The sequence below is a fragment of the Neobacillus dielmonensis genome (assembly GCF_000612665.1).
In the GTDB taxonomy this organism is placed as follows: domain Bacteria; phylum Bacillota; class Bacilli; order Bacillales; family Cytobacillaceae; genus Neobacillus; species Neobacillus dielmonensis.
In genome coordinates, this window is record NZ_HG942066.1 from 206,407 (window position 1) to 226,815 (window position 20,409).

23 protein-coding genes are annotated in these 20,409 nt (G+C 42.3%); 12 read left to right on the forward strand and 11 right to left on the reverse strand.

The window, feature by feature from the left end:
• Window positions 1-63: 63 nt before the first annotated feature.
• Window positions 64-576 carry a DoxX family membrane protein gene (locus BN2425_RS13515; RefSeq protein ID WP_042460327.1) on the reverse strand — a complete coding sequence of 171 codons (513 nt, stop codon included), beginning with the start codon at window positions 574-576 and terminating at the stop codon, window positions 64-66.
• 351 nt (window positions 577-927) lie between these two features.
• Between BN2425_RS13515 and BN2425_RS13520 the strand changes: the two genes are divergently transcribed.
• The 3 genes from BN2425_RS13520 (at window position 928) to BN2425_RS22780 (ending at window position 2,671) form a co-directional block, all read left to right on the forward strand.
• Window positions 928-2,193, forward strand: a complete 1,266-nt coding sequence (locus tag BN2425_RS13520; protein ID WP_042460329.1) for a S8 family peptidase — start codon at window positions 928-930, stop codon at window positions 2,191-2,193.
• A 129-nt stretch (window positions 2,194-2,322) separates the two neighbouring features.
• Window positions 2,323-2,481, forward strand: a complete 159-nt coding sequence (locus BN2425_RS22545) for a hypothetical protein (protein ID WP_154663508.1) — start codon at window positions 2,323-2,325, stop codon at window positions 2,479-2,481.
• Between the two features lie 46 nt (window positions 2,482-2,527).
• Window positions 2,528-2,671: a hypothetical protein gene (locus BN2425_RS22780; RefSeq protein ID WP_195891939.1), complete on the forward strand. Its 144-nt coding sequence runs from the start codon at window positions 2,528-2,530 to the stop codon at window positions 2,669-2,671.
• 91 nt (window positions 2,672-2,762) lie between these two features.
• Here the strand turns inward: BN2425_RS22780 and BN2425_RS13525 are convergent, their stop codons facing one another.
• From BN2425_RS13525 to liaG, 3 genes are all read right to left on the reverse strand, one after another.
• Complete coding sequence (locus BN2425_RS13525) at window positions 2,763-4,151, reverse strand: MATE family efflux transporter (protein ID WP_042460332.1); 1,389 nt, start codon at window positions 4,149-4,151, stop codon at window positions 2,763-2,765.
• A gap of 106 nt (window positions 4,152-4,257) precedes the next feature.
• Window positions 4,258-4,647: a hypothetical protein gene (locus BN2425_RS13530; RefSeq protein WP_052352869.1), complete on the reverse strand. Its 390-nt coding sequence runs from the start codon at window positions 4,645-4,647 to the stop codon at window positions 4,258-4,260.
• Window positions 4,648-4,751: 104 nt separating this feature from the next.
• Window positions 4,752-5,609, reverse strand: coding sequence for a LiaG family protein (liaG, locus tag BN2425_RS13535; RefSeq protein ID WP_042460335.1), 858 nt, complete (start codon window positions 5,607-5,609; stop codon window positions 4,752-4,754).
• A gap of 384 nt (window positions 5,610-5,993) precedes the next feature.
• On the opposite strand from liaG, the gene BN2425_RS13540 reads away from it, so the two are divergent.
• The 6 genes from BN2425_RS13540 (at window position 5,994) to BN2425_RS13570 (ending at window position 10,954) form a co-directional block, all read left to right on the forward strand.
• A complete protein-coding gene (locus BN2425_RS13540) occupies window positions 5,994-6,959 on the forward strand; it encodes a bile acid:sodium symporter family protein (RefSeq protein ID WP_042460338.1) in 966 nt (321 codons plus the stop codon).
• Between the two features lie 613 nt (window positions 6,960-7,572).
• Window positions 7,573-8,220 (forward strand): NTP transferase domain-containing protein, encoded by a 648-nt coding sequence (locus tag BN2425_RS13550; protein WP_052352870.1) that lies wholly within the window; start codon window positions 7,573-7,575, stop codon window positions 8,218-8,220.
• A 94-nt stretch (window positions 8,221-8,314) separates the two neighbouring features.
• Window positions 8,315-9,250: a dipeptidase gene (locus BN2425_RS13555; RefSeq protein ID WP_042460344.1), complete on the forward strand. Its 936-nt coding sequence runs from the start codon at window positions 8,315-8,317 to the stop codon at window positions 9,248-9,250.
• The gene (locus BN2425_RS13560; RefSeq protein WP_042460347.1) at window positions 9,247-10,308 is read left to right on the forward strand and encodes a DmpA family aminopeptidase; all 1,062 of its coding nucleotides are present in this window, start codon (window positions 9,247-9,249) and stop codon (window positions 10,306-10,308) included. Before BN2425_RS13555 ends, BN2425_RS13560 begins: the two co-directional genes overlap by 4 nt.
• Entirely contained in the window at window positions 10,280-10,510 is a 231-nt protein-coding gene (locus BN2425_RS13565) for an excisionase family DNA-binding protein (protein ID WP_042460350.1), read from the forward strand. Before BN2425_RS13560 ends, BN2425_RS13565 begins: the two co-directional genes overlap by 29 nt.
• Window positions 10,511-10,564: 54 nt before the next feature.
• On the forward strand, window positions 10,565-10,954 hold the full coding sequence (locus BN2425_RS13570; RefSeq protein ID WP_042460352.1) for a DUF488 domain-containing protein: 390 nt from the start codon (window positions 10,565-10,567) through the stop codon (window positions 10,952-10,954).
• 179 nt (window positions 10,955-11,133) lie between these two features.
• Here the strand turns inward: BN2425_RS13570 and BN2425_RS13575 are convergent, their stop codons facing one another.
• Window positions 11,134-11,955: a YitT family protein gene (locus BN2425_RS13575; protein ID WP_235714635.1), complete on the reverse strand. Its 822-nt coding sequence runs from the start codon at window positions 11,953-11,955 to the stop codon at window positions 11,134-11,136.
• 182 nt (window positions 11,956-12,137) lie between these two features.
• A complete protein-coding gene (gene trhA / locus BN2425_RS13580) occupies window positions 12,138-12,785 on the reverse strand; it encodes a PAQR family membrane homeostasis protein TrhA (RefSeq protein ID WP_042460356.1) in 648 nt (215 codons plus the stop codon).
• Window positions 12,786-12,916: 131 nt separating this feature from the next.
• On the opposite strand from trhA, the gene BN2425_RS13585 reads away from it, so the two are divergent.
• On the forward strand, window positions 12,917-13,507 hold the full coding sequence (locus tag BN2425_RS13585) for a DUF1836 domain-containing protein (protein WP_042460359.1): 591 nt from the start codon (window positions 12,917-12,919) through the stop codon (window positions 13,505-13,507).
• A 27-nt stretch (window positions 13,508-13,534) separates the two neighbouring features.
• Here the strand turns inward: BN2425_RS13585 and BN2425_RS13590 are convergent, their stop codons facing one another.
• Entirely contained in the window at window positions 13,535-15,112 is a 1,578-nt protein-coding gene (locus BN2425_RS13590; RefSeq protein ID WP_042460362.1) for a glycosyl hydrolase family 28-related protein, read from the reverse strand.
• A 102-nt stretch (window positions 15,113-15,214) separates the two neighbouring features.
• Entirely contained in the window at window positions 15,215-15,940 is a 726-nt protein-coding gene (locus tag BN2425_RS13595) for an RDD family protein (protein WP_042460365.1), read from the reverse strand.
• Window positions 15,941-16,040: 100 nt separating this feature from the next.
• Here BN2425_RS13595 and BN2425_RS13600 point away from each other — a divergent pair, with 100 nt between their 5' ends.
• On the forward strand, window positions 16,041-16,355 hold the full coding sequence (locus BN2425_RS13600; protein WP_042460368.1) for a DUF3892 domain-containing protein: 315 nt from the start codon (window positions 16,041-16,043) through the stop codon (window positions 16,353-16,355).
• Window positions 16,356-16,378: 23 nt separating this feature from the next.
• Window positions 16,379-16,957, forward strand: a complete 579-nt coding sequence (locus BN2425_RS13605) for a GNAT family N-acetyltransferase (RefSeq protein WP_042460371.1) — start codon at window positions 16,379-16,381, stop codon at window positions 16,955-16,957.
• Between the two features lie 32 nt (window positions 16,958-16,989).
• On the opposite strand, the gene leuD is transcribed toward BN2425_RS13605, so the two are convergent.
• From leuD to leuB, 3 genes are all read right to left on the reverse strand, one after another.
• On the reverse strand, window positions 16,990-17,571 hold the full coding sequence (gene leuD / locus BN2425_RS13610) for a 3-isopropylmalate dehydratase small subunit (protein WP_042460374.1): 582 nt from the start codon (window positions 17,569-17,571) through the stop codon (window positions 16,990-16,992).
• Between the two features lie 2 nt (window positions 17,572-17,573).
• Window positions 17,574-18,992, reverse strand: coding sequence for a 3-isopropylmalate dehydratase large subunit (gene leuC, locus BN2425_RS13615; RefSeq protein WP_042460376.1), 1,419 nt, complete (start codon window positions 18,990-18,992; stop codon window positions 17,574-17,576).
• A gap of 279 nt (window positions 18,993-19,271) precedes the next feature.
• Window positions 19,272-20,378: a 3-isopropylmalate dehydrogenase gene (leuB, locus tag BN2425_RS13620; RefSeq protein WP_042460379.1), complete on the reverse strand. Its 1,107-nt coding sequence runs from the start codon at window positions 20,376-20,378 to the stop codon at window positions 19,272-19,274.
• Between the last annotated feature and the right edge of the window lie 31 nt (window positions 20,379-20,409).

Below are 20,409 nucleotides of genomic sequence, written 5' to 3' on the forward strand. Positions count from 1 at the left end.
TGAGGGGCTAACACAAAAAAGACGATTCGGATTTTCGAATCGTCTTTTTGAAGATGGTGCAGTTTACAACGTTGCTTTATGCTTATCAACTCCGGCCTTCTTGTTGAACTTTCTGATGAACGGAATAAACCAGCGATCCAATCCGATTTTGCCGGCGTTGTAGCCCGCCGTTAAGATGATAAAACCTAGGAAGATATCTCTAGGGTTATGGGATACTGTCCCTGCAAGGAAGAAGGCGAAGTTCATCACTAAACCGAAGAACATGGCAGCGGTGGTCAGGCAGCCTAGGATTAAGCCAAGGCCTATTAAGAGTTCTCCCCAAGGAACAATAAAGTTAAACAGGTCAACGTTTGGCAGAGCGAAACCGTCTAGAAATTTTACATACCATCCAAACAGGACATCGCCTTCAGGACCTTTTACCGGGTTGGCAATTGCTCCCTTCAGGTAACCGGCAGCGTCGAAGCCGCCTGTAAGTTTATGAAAACCAGCAGTGAACCAGGAATACCCCAAATATAAACGCAATACCGTTAGAATGACAGCAGCGATTTTGTTTTCCCGTAAAAACTTATTAAACATTTTAATTCCACCCTTCTACCTTTTTTGTTTCTCTTTACACTTCTAATATATGGAATTTTTCTGTAAAAAACTTGGGAATAGGGATATGTTCATAGTTTATTCGAAATGTTTTGACTTAATGGTGAACTATAGTAATAGTGGGGTTTTTTTAGAAACAAACAATGAATTAATGTGTAATTCTCAAGGTCATTAAGTAGGATTTTTTTTAATGGATATAACGCCTCTACTTAAGCTACATAAGATTTTCCCAACCATTCCCCAGCACAATACTATTGATTTACCAGAAAAATGGAAATAAACTCATAATTACAACCGATCGGCTTGATAAATAAAAGGGGTGGAGGAAATTATATGAAAAAATTAAAATGGCTTGGATCTGGAATCCTCGCTGTAACCATGGGTGCATCTTTGTTTGCAGCAGGCGCTTTTGGTCAGGCGGCAGCTCCTGATGAGTCTTATCGCGTTATCATTAAAGGTCCAGGTTCAGAAATGGCAAAGGCAAAACATAATGTGAGCGCCCGCTGGGATTTTGGGGCAGAAGGATTTACATCTACGGTTAATTCCGCTCAATACCAAGCCTTATTGAAAAATAAGAATTTAGAGATTACTAGAGTTCCAGAGGTGCAGCTTGATAGTCTGGAAAACCGATCTGCAGGCAAAGCCGGCACAAAAGCAGCATCCCTTCCTGCAGACCGTACCCCTTGGGGAATTGAAGCCATCTATAATGACCCATTGATTACAAGTACGTCTGGCGGGACAGGAATCAAGGTGGCCGTTTTAGATACAGGTGTTTATATTAATCACTATGACTTGGCTGGAAGTGCTGAGCAATGTAAAGATTTTACACGTATTACCACATCCATGGTCAATGGGTCGTGCACGGATAAAAACGGTCACGGTACCCATGTAGCCGGAACGGCACTTGCGCATGGCGCTTCAGACGGGCTGGGAGTATATGGCGTAGCACCCCAAGCAAAGCTTTGGGCATATAAGGTGCTAAATGACAGAGGCTCGGGATATTCTGATGATATTGCCGGAGCAATCCGACATGTGGCAGATGAAGCTGCCAGAACTGGCTCAAAGGTTGTTATATCCATGTCACTAGGTTCTAGTGCCAAAGATAGTATGATTTCGAGCGCAGTGGATTATGCATATGGCAAGGGCGTGCTAATCGTAGCGGCAGCAGGCAATGATGGATATGCAGATAATACAATTGGCTATCCGGGTGCTTTGGTGAATGCTGTTGCAGTAGCTGCTTTAGAGAATGTTCAGCAAAACGGAACCTATCGTGTAGCCGATTTTTCTTCGCGGGGTAATTCGGCAAGTGATGGTGATTATGTCATTCAGGAACGTGACGTAGAGATTTCTGCACCAGGACGCGACATCCTATCAACATGGTACGATGGCAATTACAATACTATTAGCGGAACTTCCATGGCCACTCCTCACGTTTCCGGTTTAGCAGCCAAAATTTGGTCAGAGAACCCCTCATGGACCAATACACAGCTTCGGGCTGAGTTACAAAGAAGGGCGAAACTATACGATATTAAAGGTGGGTATGGTGCCACAACTGGTGATGACAATGCATCCGGATTCGGATTTGCAAGGGTAAAATAACAATAGAAAAAGCCATCAGTCCTCATTGATGGCTTTTTCCATTGTTTCAAAAGATATGTGAAGAGACACTGCCTTACATGTTTAGAGAAAAAATAGCAAATAATAGGAAACATAGAAAGGGGATAGTGCATGGTTAAAAATGAAAATCAACAGGACCTTCTCGTACAGCCGTTAATGTCTACAGGAACAACGGAAGCGGGCTTTGATGCACAAGACCATAATAGCCAAACACAAGCCAGTAAACCTAAAATTGGAGAGGTTATCGTCGGAGAGCGTAACGAGGATTAAAGGCCTTAACCCACGAATCAAAAATACTTGCTAAGGAGCTAATATTATGAAAACTAAAGATAATTTTTCAAGAGGAGCTAAAGTGACAAAGGATAATCAAATCATGGGAACACCGAATAGCAAAAGCAAGAATGGAACAGGTGATTCACCTAACGATAATATCGGAGGAAAAACGCATCCCAATCGTTAGAACACAGAACACGTCCTTGATTCAAAAAAAAGCTGACTCTTACGCGAGTCAGCTTGAGTATAATTTGAAATTTCTGTTGAAAGCTGGTTATTTATGCCGGAACTCGAACTTTACTTAACCGTTCCCATGGCTTCATGAGCCAGCGTCTTAATGCAAAGCAGCCTCTTAACCACTCGTCAGCTCCTTGCGCCAGCCAAACTCCCAATAGTCCAAGTCCAAGATGGATACCGAGCAAGTAACTTAAAGATACGGCAATTCCCCACATGGAAATGATTCCAATGACTACGGGGAATCGGACATCCCCGGCTGATTTTAACGACCCCATAAACACGATATTAGCCGCCCTTCCCGGCTCAACAAACACGATGGCCCATAGCACTGGGAGCCCAACCGCAATAATCCGTGGATCGCTTGTGAAGGTTTCCAGCAGCGGGGAACCTATCAAGGCAATAATTAATGCAGTAGTGGTCGAAGCAGCTATAGCAATTTTAAATGTACGAAGCCCGCGGCGTAGAGCACGGTCATATTGCTTCGCCCCAATATAACGGGCTACTAGCAGCTGTGTCCCTTGTGCAATGGCAACAGTAATCAAAAAACAAAGCATGTTGATATTTAATACATATACACGGGCAGCAAGGGAAGCGGTACCGAGTGATACGACAAAACTGGTAATGACCAACTGTGACAATTGATAAGATAAATTTTCCCCTGCGGATGGAATTCCAATCGCCAGCAGTCCTTTAATATCCTCTTTTTTTGCTTTCATAACATCCTTTAATGTTAGGCTTAAGGACAGGCGGTTATAGACAAAATAGAGCAGGGCGCCTACCGCAAACGCCCGCGCTATCATAATACTCCATGAAACGCCTTGTACGCCTGTAACAGGCAAGCCAAAGATACCGGACAAGGCAATGATGTTGCCTGTCACACTGATCAGGTCCATGGCCAATGTAACAAACATCGATTCCTTCGTGTACCCATAACTGCGAAGGACAGAGCTTAATGCGAGTGACAAGGATTCGAAGAATAAAGAAATCCCGCATATTTTTACAAAAGTATGCCCATATTCAAATACTTTTCCTTCAACATCAAATAATGATAATAGATGTCCGCCGAAAACAAAGATGAAGGCGGCGACAATAATCCCAAACCAAAAATTCAAACCAAATACAGAACGGGATAAATCTCTGGCTTTTTTTAACTGGCCTGCTCCTAGATTTTGGCTCACCAGTACCGTGGCGCCAATGGAAGTCACGTTAAATACCAAAATAAATAAGTTCAAAAGCTGGTTTGCCACGCCAACACCTGCGGCTGCATCATCCGAGTAGTGGCCAAGCATGAAAGTGGCAATAATTCCAACCCCCATGTGGAGCGTCAATTCAATAAATAATGGCCAAGAAATACTGAAAAGAGACTGTTCCTGAAAGGTGCTGTTCGTTTTTTCCAATGGTGTAAGACACCTCTTCTCTATTAAGTTCATAAGCTACATTTTACTCCTTTTTAAAAATTTGATAAATAGAAAATATCCCTTTCCACGCATAAAAAAATACCTGCCAAAGGACAGCAGGTATCATCGTTATATTCATTTATAATCCCCATTTTAATGAGATGGTGAGACTGCAGCAGTCATTTGGGCTGCCGGGCCCAGTCTTTGTTGTGAGGATGAAATTCACACCGCTTGGGGTATATTTTGTTAAAACCGGCACATGTAGGCCAATCGACTTCATGAGTTGGTTGACTTCATTTTGCTTTCCTTGCTGGGCAGCATTCATCAGCCTGCGGGCAAATTGCGGGTTAGCTAATCGTGAGAGCAGGAGGCTGCCTTGTTCCATTAATTGATGAAAAGATTGAATTGAACTTTGAAATAAGGATATGTCCGCTGGCGGATAAGTACGATATGCCGGCCAACCAAAAACGGAATGGCCATAGGGCGGGACTGGAGCCATTTCCGGATAGTGAAAAGGGCTATAGTACATGATGATTCTCCTTCCATATGAAAGCACAAGGCACTATACGGTATGCTTTTGGCAGTTGTTTGGTGATAGAAAAACCAGGGGGAGACCCCTGGTTGAGCTTCTACTTAAAAGATATGAATATTTCCGCTAGAGACATCCAAGTTCAGTTTATATTTGCCAGAGCCGTGTTTTCCCTTTAAGTGGTTGTTGGAGGACTCTTTTTCGGACAAAGGAAAATCACAGGAGATGTTTCCACTGCTTATATCGCTTTCCAGCGTAAAATCAGCATTTTTAGGCAGATCTACATTAACCTTGCCAGAACTGACATCCATGGTAACGGAATCTGTTAATTGATCCATTTGAATGGTAAACAATCCTGAGGCTACATCAGCCTTGACGGCCCCTTTATAGTGCTTGATATCTAGCTTGCCTGAACTGACATCAAAGGTGCCGGAGTTTGCTTTAATGGTATCGAGTTTAACAGCTCCTGAAGAGACATCCTGTTGCAATTGGTTCACTTCAAGGTTCTTTAAATCCATTCGTCCCGAACCGATCTCGACAGTTACATGATCCAATTTCATTGGGGCACTCTCCGGACCGAAGAATTGCAGACTTCCTGAACCTAACTCAATGTCCATATCACCTTTGTAGTTTGCTGGAATGTAGATGGTCAGTTTGCTCTTTGAAGGACCCCAGTTGAACCAATCAAACCAGTTGTTTTTCAAATGAATTTCAACTGCATCACCCGTATCTTTTACTTGCAGCTTTTGTTTGCCATTGTACACAGCTTTTACGTTTGACCGTTTTTCAGGAATAATGGTCGTAGATGCGCTTGATACATCTAACGTAATGGTTTGTGTATCGGTGGATATTTCAGCCTGCCCGTTTGCCCGCTTTGCATTCCATAGGTCAAAATGGATCGGCGGGTTAACAATAATATATAGTCCAGTAATAACCAACAGTAAAATCAAAATCCTCTTCATAAGGACTCTCCCTTCTTGTATCTTGCTTCTACATAAAGGATACAAAATCCTCCACCTTTCCTCCATGTACCCGAGTTTTATCTTCTTCTAAGACTTGAGATGTATTTGGCGCATAATAGGGCGAATAGGAAAATCAAATTGATTAATTGGTGAAAAAAAGGCATTGCTCACATAGTTTTTATTGGATAAGTGTTTTACAATAAAATAGGGCTTGGAAAATGCATCAGTTTTAAGTCCAAGCTACTTAAATCTACAGGTATGCTTGGTTCATCAATCTGGCTGATTAGCAGCCGCACCCAGCGGACTTTAACGCTAGGGGCATTGCCCCGAGCTAAATAACCTATTGTCTATCAATTTATTAAAATACATGAAGAGGTGCCTCGAATGCTGCAAAAATTAAATAAATTTCTTGAAAAAATCATGCCAGCACTGACTCCGGTAAGTGTAGTGATGGGGGTACTTCTAAGTGCGTATCTAAAAGATTTCTCCTATCTCATTCCATGGATTTTCGCTTTCATGACCTTTGCGGGCAGTCTGGGTTCGAACTTTAAATCCATTAAAGATGTAGTTTCCCATCCGTTTCCCATCTTTATGGCGATGTTGATCCTCCATGTGTTTATGCCGATTTGGGCATGGGGAGTCGGCCATGTGGCATTTCCGGGAGATATTTATACCATAACTGGGCTTATTTTAGTCATGGTGATTCCAACTGGGATTACTAGTTTTATTTGGGTATCCATCTATAAAGGGAACATCCCGATGGTTTTATCCATCATCTTAATTGATACGTTGCTATCACCTGTAATTGTGCCTTTTTCCATTTCGCTGTTTGTGGGGCAGACGATTGTCATGGATTATCTTGATTTAATGAAGGGACTTTTGTTGATGGTGGTCATCCCTTCCATCCTTGCGATGCTGTTGAATCAACTGACCAAAGGAAAAATCCATCAGCAATGGGGACCACGTCTTGCTCCTTTTTCAAAGCTCGGTGTAGGGATCGTGGTAATGCTGAACGGTGCCATTGTTTCCCCATATTTAAAAGATTTTAACCTTAAACTTCTTGGCATTATGGTTGTTGTATTTTTAATTGCCATGACCGGCTATATCTTTTCCTTCCTAATTGGACGGATAGTGATAAAAGATTGGGATAACCTCGTCACTGTGACTTTCTCAGCAGGCATGAGAAACATTAGTGCCGGTGCCGTAATTGGTGTTACCTATTTTCCTGCGTCCGTAGCAGTCCCAGTTGTAATTGGGATGTTGTTTCAACAAACCTTGGCTTCGCTTAGCGGCCATTTCTTAGCCTGGTATCATCATAAAAAATCAACTCAAGGTTCTGTGGCTGCCTAGACGAAGGAGCCCAAACCACCAGAGGATAGGGACAAGCCCAGCATGGGTTTGTCCTTATTTCCTGTAGTCTAATAGAGGGAAAAAGGAGCTGTGCCCTCAAAGTTAAATCCTTAAGGACACAAGGCATCAAAAAGGAAGTAAGGGGCCCTCAACCAAAATGAGGGGTCCCCTTGACAGCCAAGGGGAAAATAGTAGAGGAGATTTCCTTTTTTGTATTAACGCATTACTGCAGTGGGGGACAGGCCCCCGCTGGTTTAACGTATCACTGTGGTGGTGGACAGGCCCCTCGTTGCTTAGTTATATTATTCTACTATTTTCTTGTGTTTTGGGAGGTCATCTGACAGACATTTTTTGCATAGGTATGGAAGTGAGAAACTGTGTGAGATTATGTTACGTTAGTGTAGAGGATTGGGCGCGGTTTGTGTATGATAAGTGAAACTTGATGGATGATTTGCTTTTGATTGGTTTAGATTGACTGTACACATCCATTGCATATAGAGAGAGGTTTTGCTTGTTTTTTAGGGGGTCTTTTATTTGATGCATAGTAAAGGGAGGAGAGTGATTAAGTGGAAGAATCGGCTTATCGGAGTAAAAAGATGGCAGGTGGGGTTATTTGAACAATAACCAAATAGCGGTCGTCTATCTTGCAGCCGGCATGAGCAGAAGAATGGGGGTCCATAAACTAGCATTGCCTCTCGGGGATACTGCCATCGGAAGTATGCTGTTAAAGAAGGTAGTGACAGCAGATTTGGGCCATGTATTCGTCGTGGTTACAAAAACAGATGGCCTTGACTGGTTCCATCCAAGTTTATTTCAAGAGCCATTAAAGAATAATTGGACGGCTGTTCGCTGCCCGAAAGCTCACCAAGGAATGTCCCATTCGTTAAAGTGTGGATTATTGGCTGCAGACCAGGCAAAGCCAGCAGGATTTTTGATCTTGTTGGCAGACCAGCCGTTTTTATCGTTGGACACCATTCAAGTGTTACTAAAGCATTTCTTCAACCGATTAAACGAAGGGAAAAACTCATCCTACATAGCTGCTAGCTTCCAGGGGATACCACGGCCGCCCATCCTTTTCTATCCGAGTGCCCTTCCACGGTTATTCCAGTTGAAGGGAGACGAAGGGGCAAGAAAATTGCTCCAGGGCAAGCAATTAGACGGTGTTTTGATAGAGTGTCAGAATCCGACTGACTTTATTGACATTGATACGATGCAGGATTATCAAGACCATAAAGGTTTAGTGCATCAGTCAGAACTATAATTAATGCGGAGCTAGGAAATGAAAATCCTAGCTCTTTTCCATGTAAAGGGCTGCTTTTATGATAAAATATCTTTAAAAAAGGAGTCAGCCTTTTATGAATATTATTGATTTGCATTGTGATGTATTATTAAAGCTTTGGGAAGCGAAAGGCTCACTTCGATTTGCAGATTCACCCATGCTTCAGGCCAATAAAGCCAGGTTATACAAAGGGAAAATTAAAGTACAATGTTTTGCCATCTTTATTGAGCCGAACATTCCCGCTGATTTAATGTTTCAGGCGGCACTCGGACAAATTAATTATTTTTATAAAGAAGTATTAGGTAAAAATCCGGGGATGGTACATATAAAGGAATGGTCTGATTTCGACCGTTTGAAAATCGGCCAAATTGGCGCTATGCTAACGCTAGAAGGCGTGGAGGCCATTGGAAATGATTTAACCAAGCTGGAAACTTTATATCGGCTGGGGGTTCGTTCGGTAGGCCTGACGTGGAATTTTGCCAATTTAGCGGCAGATGGTGCCGAAGAACCGCGGGGGGCTGGCATCACCCGTTTTGGCCGGGAAATTGTCCTGTTAAATAACCAATATCAAATACTGACGGATGTTTCCCATTTAAGTGAGAAGGCATTTTGGAACGTCATGGAACTCGCTCAATATCCAATTGCCAGTCATTCAAATGCAAGAGAACTTTGTGATAATTTACGAAATTTAACAGACCAGCAGGCTCGTGCCATGTTTCAAAATGGGGGATTAATTCATGTGGTTTATCATTCACCTTTTGTAAAACAAGCTGAGAGGGCTGACATTAGTGATTTAGTGAAGCATATTGACCATTTTTGTTCCTTAGGCGGTGTAAAGCAGATTGGCTTGGGATCAGATTTTGATGGAACATCACAGCTGGTATTGAATTTGGAAGATGCCTCTAAGAGTCAAAATTTAATTAATGAACTGTTAAAATATTATTCCGAAGAAGAAGTCAAAGGCTTTGCTTCACAAAACTTCCTCGATCATCGTCCGGGGGTGGGCAGATGAAGGCAAGAGAGCAAGGAATCGTTGTTGGACAACTGCCTGCAGGAGCCAAAAACTGTATTACCGATGTAGCCGGTGTTAGAATCGGACATGTGACGCTCGACTATCCTCTTGATGACACTGGTACCGAATATGCTTGTACAGGAGTAACGGCCATCCTGCCGCATAATGGAAATCTGTTTAAAGAAAAAGTGATAGCCGCTAGTTATGTAATTAACGGATTTGGAAAAACCACCGGTCTTGTGCAGTTGGATGAATTAGGTTTGCTCGAATCGCCGATTATGCTTACCAATACATTTGGCGTTCCTGCCGTAACGCAGGGAACCCTTCAGTACATGCTTGAGAAAAACCCTGAAATAGGTGACACAACAGGGACCCTCAATGCGGTTGTTGGAGAATGCAATGACAGCCACCTGAATTCTATTCGACTATTTCCCGTAAAGCCGGAGCATGCCATAGAAGCTATTGCCAACGCCTCCGATCAGAGAGCAGCTGAAGGAGCCGTCGGGGCAGGGAAAGGGATGGTCTGTTTTGGCCACAAAGGGGGCATTGGCACATCCTCACGAATCGTTGGTGATTATACAGTGGGATGCCTGGTTCTATCCAACTTTGGCAGAAAAGAAGAGCTTCGCGGTTTTCAATATGATAAGCAGAAAGGATTGTCGGAAACCTCAGATGGTTCTATAATCATTGTTCTAGCAACAGATGTTCCTTTAAACGACCGCCAGCTAAAGCGGATGGCTAAGCGCTGCGGAATTGGTCTAGGACGGACGGGAAGTCATTTTAGCCACGGCAGCGGTGATATTGTGATCGCTTTTTCAACATCACATAAAGTCGTGCACTTTACAGAAGACATCCTAGAGAGCCGGGTACAGATCCGAGAAGATCATCCGATTATGAACCAATTGTTTACTGCTGCGGCAGAGGCAGCTGAAGAAGCCATCCTTAATTCCCTTACGCAGGCTGTTACAACAAAGGGAAGAGCAGGACGGGTTGTCCATCAGCTTGATATTTGGAAAGAAGGTTATTTACATGTATTTAACAATCAAGGAAACAGCTGAATATTTAGTTCTGCCAGAAGAGAAGATTAAAAAGTTAATTCAGCAGAAAAAAATCCGCGCACTATTTGATGGAAGCGAATACCTAATCTACAAAGAACAATTCAATACCCATCTCAAACAAATGGAAAAATATAAACTGCTCGTTGAAGAATATTTAAACGAGCCAGTTCCAGAGGACATCGATGTAAAAGACGAAGATTAATCATAAAAATTGCGTGTCTGTGATTTTGCTGCCAGGCACCTGGGAGTGTTCGGAATGAGTATATTCTTAAAGAGAGTTTATGAACCTTATGATGAGGCCGATGGGTGCCGGGTTTTGATTGATCGACTGTGGCCCCGCGGGATCTCAAAAGAGGCGGCAAAATTATCGTATTGGTTGAAGGATGTGGCGCCAAGCCCCGAACTTAGAAAATGGTTTTGCCATAAACCGGAGCTATTTGCTGAGTTTCGATTAAGGTATTTGCAGGAACTACGTACAGAGGAGCAGAAATGCATTTTATTAAATCAACTGCTCGACGAAGCAGCTAAGACCAGTGTAACGCTACTATATGGGGCCAAGGATCCTATATATAATCATGCGGTTGTATTATACGAGGAACTGGAGAGATTACAAGAAAATAAGAAAACTTCCTTCCCATCCAACTAGCTTATACAGGTAGGTTGGAAAAGATATTAAAGGTGAATTGATTATTCGGCCGGAGTTATTAAGAAAGTTCACACCCGAAGCAGGCACAATTGTTTTATCATTACCTTCAAAAATTAGTTATGAAAAGAGCTCGGAGAACGTTACCTTAGCATTCCCTGAGCTCTTTTTTGCTTATTCCATTATTCTTTTCGAAAACGGCCTATGACTTCCATAGTTTGGGTGATGTTGACAAAAGCTTTTGGGTCCACCTCTTTAATGGTATGTTTCGTTTCATTAAGCTCAAATCTCGTAATAACAGTGGTTAACACCTTTTTGGGTTGGTGGGTATAGGCCCCCTCCGCATCGGAAATCGTGACGCCCCTAGAGTGTAATCGGATGAGTGCATCACTAAGCTCCTGATACTTTTCCGTAATAATCGTTAACGTTAATTTATTTTGAGTTGTGTACACCATATCAACTGCCCGGCCGGCTACGTAAATGGCAATAACCGTATAGAGGGTAACATTCCAACCGAAAAACAACCCTGATAGGCAGACAACTAGTGCATTCATACACGTATTTAAAAAGCCAACCTGGAAGTTTTTTCTTTTTGCCATAAATAAACTAATGATATCGGTTCCCCCCGTTGAACCCCCAAAGCGGATGAGCATCCCAATTGCTGCTCCATATAGCGCGCCACCAATTATGCACGATAATAGGATATCAGGGGAAACGGCATGAATGGGAAAAAACCTCATGCTTAAGGATAGAACTGTCACACCGTAAATGGTGAGCAGAATAAATCTTTTTCCTAAATACTTTAGCCCGAAAATAAATAAAGGTAAATTAAGCAATAAAACAATCCAGCCTGTATTGATTGGTACAAACTGATGAATCAAAAAGGCTATTCCTGTTACACCGCCTGATGATAGTTGATGTGGTATAAGGAATGAATTATAGGCAAATCCATATACCATTGCACAGATGCCAATCACAATAATTTGAATAGGTAGTCGTAACAAAAAAGATACACCTCTGTCAATGAATTCAACTTTTATATTTAAACTCTCATTTTCATAGGAGTCAATATAAAATTATTGAATGGCAGGAATTTGTCGACAAATTGGAAGACATAGGCAAATTTGGCCAAAAAAACTACATAAAAACGCCCCAGTCTAGCAAGGGCGTTCTCCAATAGTATATATTAAATAACAAAAAAATAGACACTTAGAAAATGGGCGAGACTTCCTAATAGTATAAACACATGGAAGATTTCATGGAATCCCCAATTCTTAAACTTTAAAAATTTCGGTTTGGCACCGTAAATCACAGCACCAATGGTGTAAAAAATTCCCCCAAGCACTAATAGAAACAAACCAGCAGGGGCCAGACGGCCTGCAAGCGGAGAGAAAACAAATACAACCACCCAGCCCATAATGATATATAGGGCAGTTGAAATCCAGCGTGGGCAGTGAAACCAGACCATTTTAAACACGACTCCACAAATGGCAACAGCTGCAATAATTGAGAACAGAATGGCGCCTGTCTTGCCATTTAGGCTTATAAAACAAAAGGGAGAATACGTTCCTGCGATTAATACAAAAATCATTGAGTGGTCAATGCGTCTTAGGAAGGCAATTACTTTCTCTTTGGCAATAACCATATGGTAAGTGGCCGAGGCAGAATAAAGAAGAATCATACTGATCCCAAATATAATCACGGCAGTTATGGCAAGCGGAGATGGGGTCGTAACGGACGTTTTAATCACCATGGCAAGTAATCCAATAAACGCTAAGATGGCACCGGCTAAATGGGTCAATCCATTAATAGGTTCACGTATGTAGCTGTTCATATCATAGGCTCCTCCAAAACATCATGTAGTATTGATAACTACATACAATAATACAGATGTTTTGTTATCTAGTCAACGAAAATGTAATTCTGTATAATAAACAATATACAAAGAATGAATGAGGTCATATTATGGAGTATATTAATCAGTTAATAGAACAGCTTGGCTTAGACGTTAATTTATTTTTAGAGGAAATACCGGAAATCGATTTATATATGGACCAAGTCATCCAGTTATTCGAAAATAAATTTGCCGAAACCAAACGGAATGACGAGGAAAAGATTTTAACGAAAACAATGATTAACAATTACGCAAAAGGAAAGCTGATGTTTCCCATTCAAAATAAAAAATATTCAAAAGAGCACCTGATACTTATCAGTCTGATTTACCAGTTAAAAGGGGCACTTTCGATAAATGATATCAAGACCACACTTGATGGGTTAAATAAGCGGATTGTTAAAGAAAATATCGACTTAGATCGTTTTTATAACAGCTATGTAAATCTTTCTAGCAAGAATGCAGCTGCACTGAAAATGGATGTACAAAAACGAGCTGAAGAAGTTTCAGCAGAAATAGAAGATACTCAAGCAGATGATTCCAATTACCTGGAGCAGGTATTGATGATTGCTTCACTAGCCAATATGAGTAATCTCTATCGAAGGGCGGCTGAAAAGCTTGTGGATGGAATCATAGTGGAGAAAGAAGGAAAGCGCCAAAAATAAAATTGGCGCTTTTTTCATTAGACCTAGTTAACTATATTTTCCGTTTATAGTTTGGTGGATATTTTCTATTTTGATGTTCCGGACGTTGGAACCAACTTGAACTACAGCATCTGCATTCATAAAATCATGATAGACGTTAATAATTTGCACAGTATCAGCATGATTCTCCCCGCCAAACACCTTGATCCCGGCGGAAGCATTTTTAAAATTCCTAAATGCAAAATGATTTAAGATGACGTTTTCGGCACGATATTGGATAGCGGCAATGGGCTGGTCTGGAGTCTCCCATCTAGGGTCGCCGTCGCCAATAAAGGTTACATGGTTAAGTACAACATTGTGATAGGCAGATACTACTAATCCACGCGGTGTAGACCCTTTATAGAGTTCCGTTGGAACGGGGGCGAAGCTTACAAGATTGATACCAAGGATGTTCCGTGCTGTTTTTGACATAGAATCGGTGATTTTATGATGTCCAATATGGCGGAAGTTGAAGGAACGGTTGTCATGGACAGAAATATGGCCAACAATTTGAATGCTCGATGCGGCTGACGAGTTTTGGTGGGCTTTTATTTCCACTCCGCCAAAGCAGCGAGCAGTGGAATTATTCACTAACAATATATTGCATGAGCCATCATCAACTTCAATTCCATTGGAATTGGAAAATCCCTTCTGATGGGCACGACCGCTCGGGTCGCACATGTGGCAGTTGGAAATCCAAACATACTCACTGTGGTGCGTAGTAATTCCGTCATCCCCAAAGCCATAGCCGGTCAACTTGTCGAGCCAAATAAACTTGCTGCCGCCGCGGGCGCGCCAGCCGTCGCCGGCGTAATTGTAGAGTGTCGAAGAAATATCAAACCCGTGTAAACCGGCATTGATTGCTTCCACCTCTTTTACCCAGCCAAAGGTAACATTGGCATAGGTTAAACAGCTGGAATGGTTCCCCCACGTGCTTGTTTTTTCGGTATTTCCAAGCCTTTCTGCATTCCAATCGAGACTTAAATCTTGAACGCAGATATGGTGGTTTCCCCGCCAATGATTGGCATTGGTAACCAGCCTGGTCCTTTTATGCGCATTTTCATGTAATCTAATGATTGTTTGTCCTTTCCCAGCTCCAATCAGGCATGTCCATGACGGAAGCCGGATTTCTTTGGTGATAAATACTCCTTTAGGCACAATCACTCTTACTCTCCCGCGCCCGATTGCCTTTTTAAAGGCTGCGGTGCAATCGTTTTTTCCATCTCCAATTGCACCGTAATCTAATAGATTTACTTCCCTTGTGATGGTGTTATGTAATAGACGGTATTCCTTATCCAAGTGTTCCTTCCATTCTGGGGAGACATTTCCTGTTTCGTCCACAGAAATCAGGGAAGGATCCTGTAACTCCGCCCGTTTTGCTAACAACAAGTGCAGCGCTTCTGTCCACTTTGGTTTTATGCTTGCTGAGGTCTTAATTGTGTCTGTCTTAGGTGGCAATGCCGAATATTGCTTGAAGAGTGCCACCGTTTCCTCCACGGCAGCTTTTAGGTCAAATTTCATGCCTGATAGCTGGTTCAGGAGCCCAGCATTCTGCTTTGGGTTATAGTTTTTATCGAAATCAAGCATTATTTTCACTCCAACCGTTTTGATAAAAATATTATAGCCCAGAAATGTCCCTTAAATAAAAAAAGCCTCCATTGGATAAACGGGGCTTTGATTTATGTTGAATTATATGACAAAACCGACAATCAGCAATGCAACAGGGAGGAGACTGACCAATAGGATCCTGGAAAAATTGACGTGTCCATATAAAACCACTGTTCCGAATTGTTTATCCCATTGTGAAGCTCCATGCTTTTTCAAATCAAAGTAAGAAAAAAGTGAACAAATTACATTAAGTATCGGGACACCAAGTCCAAGTCCAGCCGTATTAACATATAGGCTTCTTTTGAGAGCGGTAAAAAAATTAATGGGCCGTCCATCAACGGTTTTTACCTTTGTATGCAGTAGGGTTTTACCTAATGTATTCCCAAAAATAGAGAGGATGAATGCCTCTGCTATAATATAAAGAATGAGGATTGCCATAATCATAAAAAGATGAGAAGATTCGAAGATTAATTTCGGGGAGATGATAGCAGTAAGTGCAATAAAGATTAAAGAAAAAACGGAAAGATCGAAAAGCCTGGCGAGAAATCTGACAAACGGCCTTCCGTTTAGCTCTGCCTTCAACGATTTTTGCAAGTCCTGCCCGTCTGTGATTCCTGAAAATTTGAGACCTTCAAAAGGTTTTACTAGTCTTGCCATCTGCCAGCTGTCCATGTCTTTGGTCCAAACCATTGAATTCCCAGTTAGGACCCCTTGTTCCAACAATTTTTCTAACTCAAATGTGCCGACAGGTCCTTGCTGCTCATGGTCTTTCATGTAAAACCATACCTGTTCTCCAAAAACTTCCATTATAAAACGCCTCCTAACATACTAATTATACTCCTATAAATAAAAAGAGGATAATTTTTAAATTTATAAAAATACTACCAAATGTTCGGAGGTGGAACAGATGGATCAACAAAATTTTGAACAAGTTTATCAACAATATAAGCAGCAAGGGGAGCAGCAGGCACGAATAGAGGCTGGTAATGGCAGCCAGGGTGGCAAAGAAGAAGTTGTTGCAGTAAGAAAAAATGAAGATGGGGACATTATTGCGTTTAAGACCAATACGGGGCGTGAGCTCGATTATCTGACAGCTCTGGATGAGGCAAAAGCCGGTATGATTGCCCATATCGATGTGTTCCATAAATATGGCAGAGATATTATACGCAGTGAGCCTGATGGTGTGAAGGAGAACAATTTAGATCAACTGCCTGAATTTTAATTCCTGAAAAGGAGCCGTACTCTATGCATTGGTATGAAAAACTGAACCAATACTTTCCCATAGAAGAAATGAAATCAAGAGAACATATGGAAACGCTTCTTAAAGAGCGATCGGATATCTATCATAAAGATGAGGGGCCGCATCATGTTTTAATGTATGTGGAAGGAGAGCATTTCATTTTTATTGATTACTTATTTGTCTCGAAGGAATCCCGTGGGCAGGGGCTGGGACATCAATTGCTCAAAAAATTGAAACGAAAAGGTAAACCAATAATTTTGGAAGTGGAGCCCGTCAATTATGAAGACAGCGATACTGAAAAGAGATTGCGCTTTTATAAACGGGAAGGCTTTGAACATGCACAATCGATTGGGTATGAGCGACGGTCGTTAGCAACCAATGAGATTAACAAAATGGAAATACTCTATTGGGCGCCAAATGATGAATCAGAAGAAATGATTTTTGAAGCAATGAAAAAGACCTATGAAGGAATTCATACCTATAAAGATAAACACTTTTATGGTGAGTCCTACCAGCCGACTGAAGAGGTACTTACGTTTAATAAAGAAGCAGTAACCAAAAATATTTTCGAAGAAATGGAATGAAAACAAGCTTGGGAGTCCCCAAGCTTGTTTTATTAACGGGCAAGTTCATATTGCTTGATTTTATCCTCATACGTTAAGGTAACCCCAATCTCGTCCCAGCCATTCAACAGCATTTCTTTTGGATAAGGAGTGATATCGAATGTGAATTGGAATCCTTCACTGTCTGAAACCATTTGTTCCTCCAGGTTGACAGTTAATGAGTATCCCTCTGTATCAGCCTTTTTGATAATGGTTTGAACTTGTTCTTCTGTGGCCTGGATGGCGAGAATGCCATTTTTCACACAGTTGTTTTTAAAAATATCGGCATAACTTGGAGCAATGATGACTTTAAAGCCAAAATCCTGGATGGCCCAAGGGGCATGCTCCCGAGAGGAGCCGCAGCCGAAGTTTTCGCCGGCAACTAAAATCGAAGCACCCTTATATTTTGGGGCGTTCAGAGGGAAATCCGGACTCGGATTTCCTTCATCATCAAAACGCCAGTTGTAAAACAGGAATTGTCCAAAACCGCTTCGCTCAATTCGTTTTAAAAATTGTTTAGGAATAATCTGGTCTGTATCAATGTTTGTCCGGTTTAATGGACAAACCAGGCCTTGATGTATACGTAACGCTTCCATGGTTAGATAACCTCCTGTGCAGTAAACTCGCGAACATCAACGAAATGGCCGGCAATTGCGGCAGCAGCAGCCATTTCCGGACTGACAAGATGAGTGCGTGCCCCTTTGCCTTGGCGTCCTTCGAAGTTCCGGTTGGATGTTGAAGCACAGCGTTCGCCAGAAGGGATGATATCATCGTTCATGCCAAGACACATGCTGCATCCGGAGTCGCGCCATTCAAAACCAGCTTCTTTAAATACTTGGTCCAATCCTTCTTCTTCCGCAGCTAGCTTTACACTGAAAGACCCTGGAACTACAATCGCTTTAACGGAAGGGTTCACTTGTTTGCCTTGAATCACTGCTGCAGCTTTACGCAGGTCACTTAAACGTGAATTTGTGCAAGATCCGATGAAAACATGGTCAATTTTCACACTTGAGATCGGCTGGCCAGCTTCTAGACCCATATACTCGAGTGCCCGTTTGATTTCATCCTGTTCGCTCGCTTTCTCTGCTTGTTCTGGACTTGGTACGTTAGCTGTAACCGGAATACACATACCTGGGTTAGTGCCCCAAGTGACTTGCGGCTCTACCTCAGCAGCGTCAATTTCCACGACATCATCGTAGGATGCACCCTCGTCAGTTGCTAATGCCAGCCAGCTTTCTGCAGCTTGTTCAAAAGCTTCTCCTTGAGGCACGTAGCGTCGTCCGCGTAAGTAGTCAATCGTTGTTTGATCAGGAGAGATTAGACCTGCTCTCGCACCGCCTTCGATAGACATGTTGCAGACGGTCATGCGCTCTTCCATAGACATTTCACGGATGGCTTCGCCGGTATATTCAATGACATACCCTGTTCCGAATTTCACACCGAATTTACCGATGACGGCTAGAATTAAGTCTTTTGCGGTTACGCCTGTCCCAAGCCGGCCATTCACTTTCACATTTAAGGTTTTTGGAGGTGCTTGCCAGAGTGTCTGTGTTGCCAATACATGCTCGACTTCACTGGTGCCGATACCAAAAGCTAGAGCTCCAAATGCCCCGTGAGTGGAAGTATGGCTGTCACCGCAGACAATCGTTTTGCCTGGCTGAGTGAGACCTAGTTCAGGTCCGATAACATGGACGATTCCGTTATCAGGATGATGTATGTCTGCTAATGTAATACCGAATTCGTCACAGTTTTGCGCAAGTGTGTCGATTTGGTTTTTGGAAATAGGGTCATTGATTACTTGGCGTTGGCGGGTAGGCACATTATGATCCATCGTGGCAAATGTTAAGTCCGGACGACGGACTTTACGGCCGTTCATGCGTAAACCCTCAAAAGCCTGGGGGGAAGTAACTTCATGAACAAGATGGAGGTCAATGTAAAGCAGATCCGGTTTTCCGTTTTCTTGATGGACTACATGCTGTTCCCAAACTTTTTGAACAATATTTTTTGGTGTTTGCATAGATTCCTTCCTCACATTTCTAGATTTTCTGGAAAAAAGCCAGTATTGCTAGGTTCTCGAAATAGCAGTTTGGCTGTATTATTAGGCCTTCTTGAATTTAAACTGCCGGGAACATGGTTTATTTGCTAATTTAGTAGTTTTATTTGCGAATTTCTAGGTTCTATTTGCGAATTTCAACATTTTATTTGCGAATTCCCGGTTTTTATTTGCGAATCACAGAGTTTAATAATGGAAAGGGTAAACCGGGATTACTTCACCCAGTTTACCCAGATTCATTTTTTAATAGTAACAGCTCGCAATGCATTTAGATGTGTTGAGTGTACGGATATAATCGACAATCAGATTTGTCATTTCGGTTGTGTTGACTTTCCGTCCATCTTTTACCTGTAGGTCGGCAGTATGGAAACCGGCATCAAGAATCGACTGAACAGCATCCTCAATTAATTTGGCTTCAGTTTCTAGGCCGAATGAATAACGCAGCATCAGAGCAGCTGACAGGATCATTGCTGTCGGATTAGCGATTCCCTTGCCTGCAATATCCGGTGCAGAACCATGAACCGGTTCATAGAGCCCCACGCCGCTTTCATTTAAGCTGGCAGAAGGGAGCATACCAAGTGATCCGGTCAATACGGAGGCCTCATCACTTAAAATGTCGCCAAACATATTCTCTGTCACAATGACGTCGAAATGGGTTGGATTGGTGATCAACTTCATTGCTGCAGCATCTACTAAGACATGTTCCACTGTAACATCGGGATACTGGGCTTTCTTCTCTTCCACAATTTCGCGCCATAGTTTGCTAGATTCAAGGACATTTGCTTTATCTACTGAAGCAAGGCGTCCGCTTCTTCCCTGGGCAGCTTGGAAAGCTTTATCTATGATTCGTTCAATTTCTTTACGGGTATAGGAAAGGGTATCAACCACAGATTGGCCGTTATCCCGCCGTTCACTTGGCGTCCCAAAGTAAAGTCCGCCCGTTAGCTCACGAACAATAAGGAGATCGCTTCCAGCAACTACTTCTTCTTTTAATGGCGAGGCATGGAGCAGATTTTTAAATCCTTTGATTGGGCGCAAATTGGCATATAAATCAAGGGCTTTTCTGATTCCCAGCAGACCCCGTTCAGGTCGTAGATGGGAGGGGTTGTTATCCCATTTTGGGCCGCCAACTGCTCCAAGCAGAACGGCATCTGCCTGTTTACAAGCGTCGACTGTGGTTTCGGGAAGCGGAGTGCCATAAAGGTCGATGGCCGCTCCTCCGATTTCATGGGTTTCAAAGCTAAAAGTATGATTATATTCTTCCGCAATGGCTGTTAACACGTCACGAGCCGCATTCATAACTTCCTTGCCAATACCATCACCGGGAAGTAAAACAATTTGTTTTTTCACTAGAAGCAGCCTCCTTATATTTTAATTTTTT

Coding starts and splice junctions, on each gene's coding strand:
- BN2425_RS13585 (WP_042460359.1), top strand. CDS start 12,917: ATGGAGTATATTAATCAGTTAATAGAACAGCTTGGCTTAGACGTTAAT.
- BN2425_RS13525 (WP_042460332.1), bottom strand. CDS start 4,151: ATGAACTTAATAGAGAAGAGGTGTCTTACACCATTGGAAAAAACGAAC.
- leuC (WP_042460376.1), bottom strand. CDS start 18,992: ATGCAAACACCAAAAAATATTGTTCAAAAAGTTTGGGAACAGCATGTA.
- liaG (WP_042460335.1), bottom strand. CDS start 5,609: ATGAAGAGGATTTTGATTTTACTGTTGGTTATTACTGGACTATATATT.
- BN2425_RS22780 (WP_195891939.1), top strand. CDS start 2,528: ATGAAAACTAAAGATAATTTTTCAAGAGGAGCTAAAGTGACAAAGGAT.
- BN2425_RS13595 (WP_042460365.1), bottom strand. CDS start 15,940: ATGGAAGTTTTTGGAGAACAGGTATGGTTTTACATGAAAGACCATGAG.
- BN2425_RS22545 (WP_154663508.1), top strand. CDS start 2,323: ATGGTTAAAAATGAAAATCAACAGGACCTTCTCGTACAGCCGTTAATG.
- BN2425_RS13515 (WP_042460327.1), bottom strand. CDS start 576: ATGTTTAATAAGTTTTTACGGGAAAACAAAATCGCTGCTGTCATTCTA.
- leuD (WP_042460374.1), bottom strand. CDS start 17,571: ATGGAAGCGTTACGTATACATCAAGGCCTGGTTTGTCCATTAAACCGG.
- BN2425_RS13570 (WP_042460352.1), top strand. CDS start 10,565: ATGAGTATATTCTTAAAGAGAGTTTATGAACCTTATGATGAGGCCGAT.
- BN2425_RS13600 (WP_042460368.1), top strand. CDS start 16,041: ATGGATCAACAAAATTTTGAACAAGTTTATCAACAATATAAGCAGCAA.
- BN2425_RS13555 (WP_042460344.1), top strand. CDS start 8,315: ATGAATATTATTGATTTGCATTGTGATGTATTATTAAAGCTTTGGGAA.
- BN2425_RS13605 (WP_042460371.1), top strand. CDS start 16,379: ATGCATTGGTATGAAAAACTGAACCAATACTTTCCCATAGAAGAAATG.
- BN2425_RS13565 (WP_042460350.1), top strand. CDS start 10,280: ATGTATTTAACAATCAAGGAAACAGCTGAATATTTAGTTCTGCCAGAA.
- BN2425_RS13560 (WP_042460347.1), top strand. CDS start 9,247: ATGAAGGCAAGAGAGCAAGGAATCGTTGTTGGACAACTGCCTGCAGGA.
- trhA (WP_042460356.1), bottom strand. CDS start 12,785: ATGAACAGCTACATACGTGAACCTATTAATGGATTGACCCATTTAGCC.
- BN2425_RS13520 (WP_042460329.1), top strand. CDS start 928: ATGAAAAAATTAAAATGGCTTGGATCTGGAATCCTCGCTGTAACCATG.
- BN2425_RS13590 (WP_042460362.1), bottom strand. CDS start 15,112: ATGCTTGATTTCGATAAAAACTATAACCCAAAGCAGAATGCTGGGCTC.
- BN2425_RS13540 (WP_042460338.1), top strand. CDS start 5,994: ATGCTGCAAAAATTAAATAAATTTCTTGAAAAAATCATGCCAGCACTG.
- BN2425_RS13530 (WP_052352869.1), bottom strand. CDS start 4,647: ATGTACTATAGCCCTTTTCACTATCCGGAAATGGCTCCAGTCCCGCCC.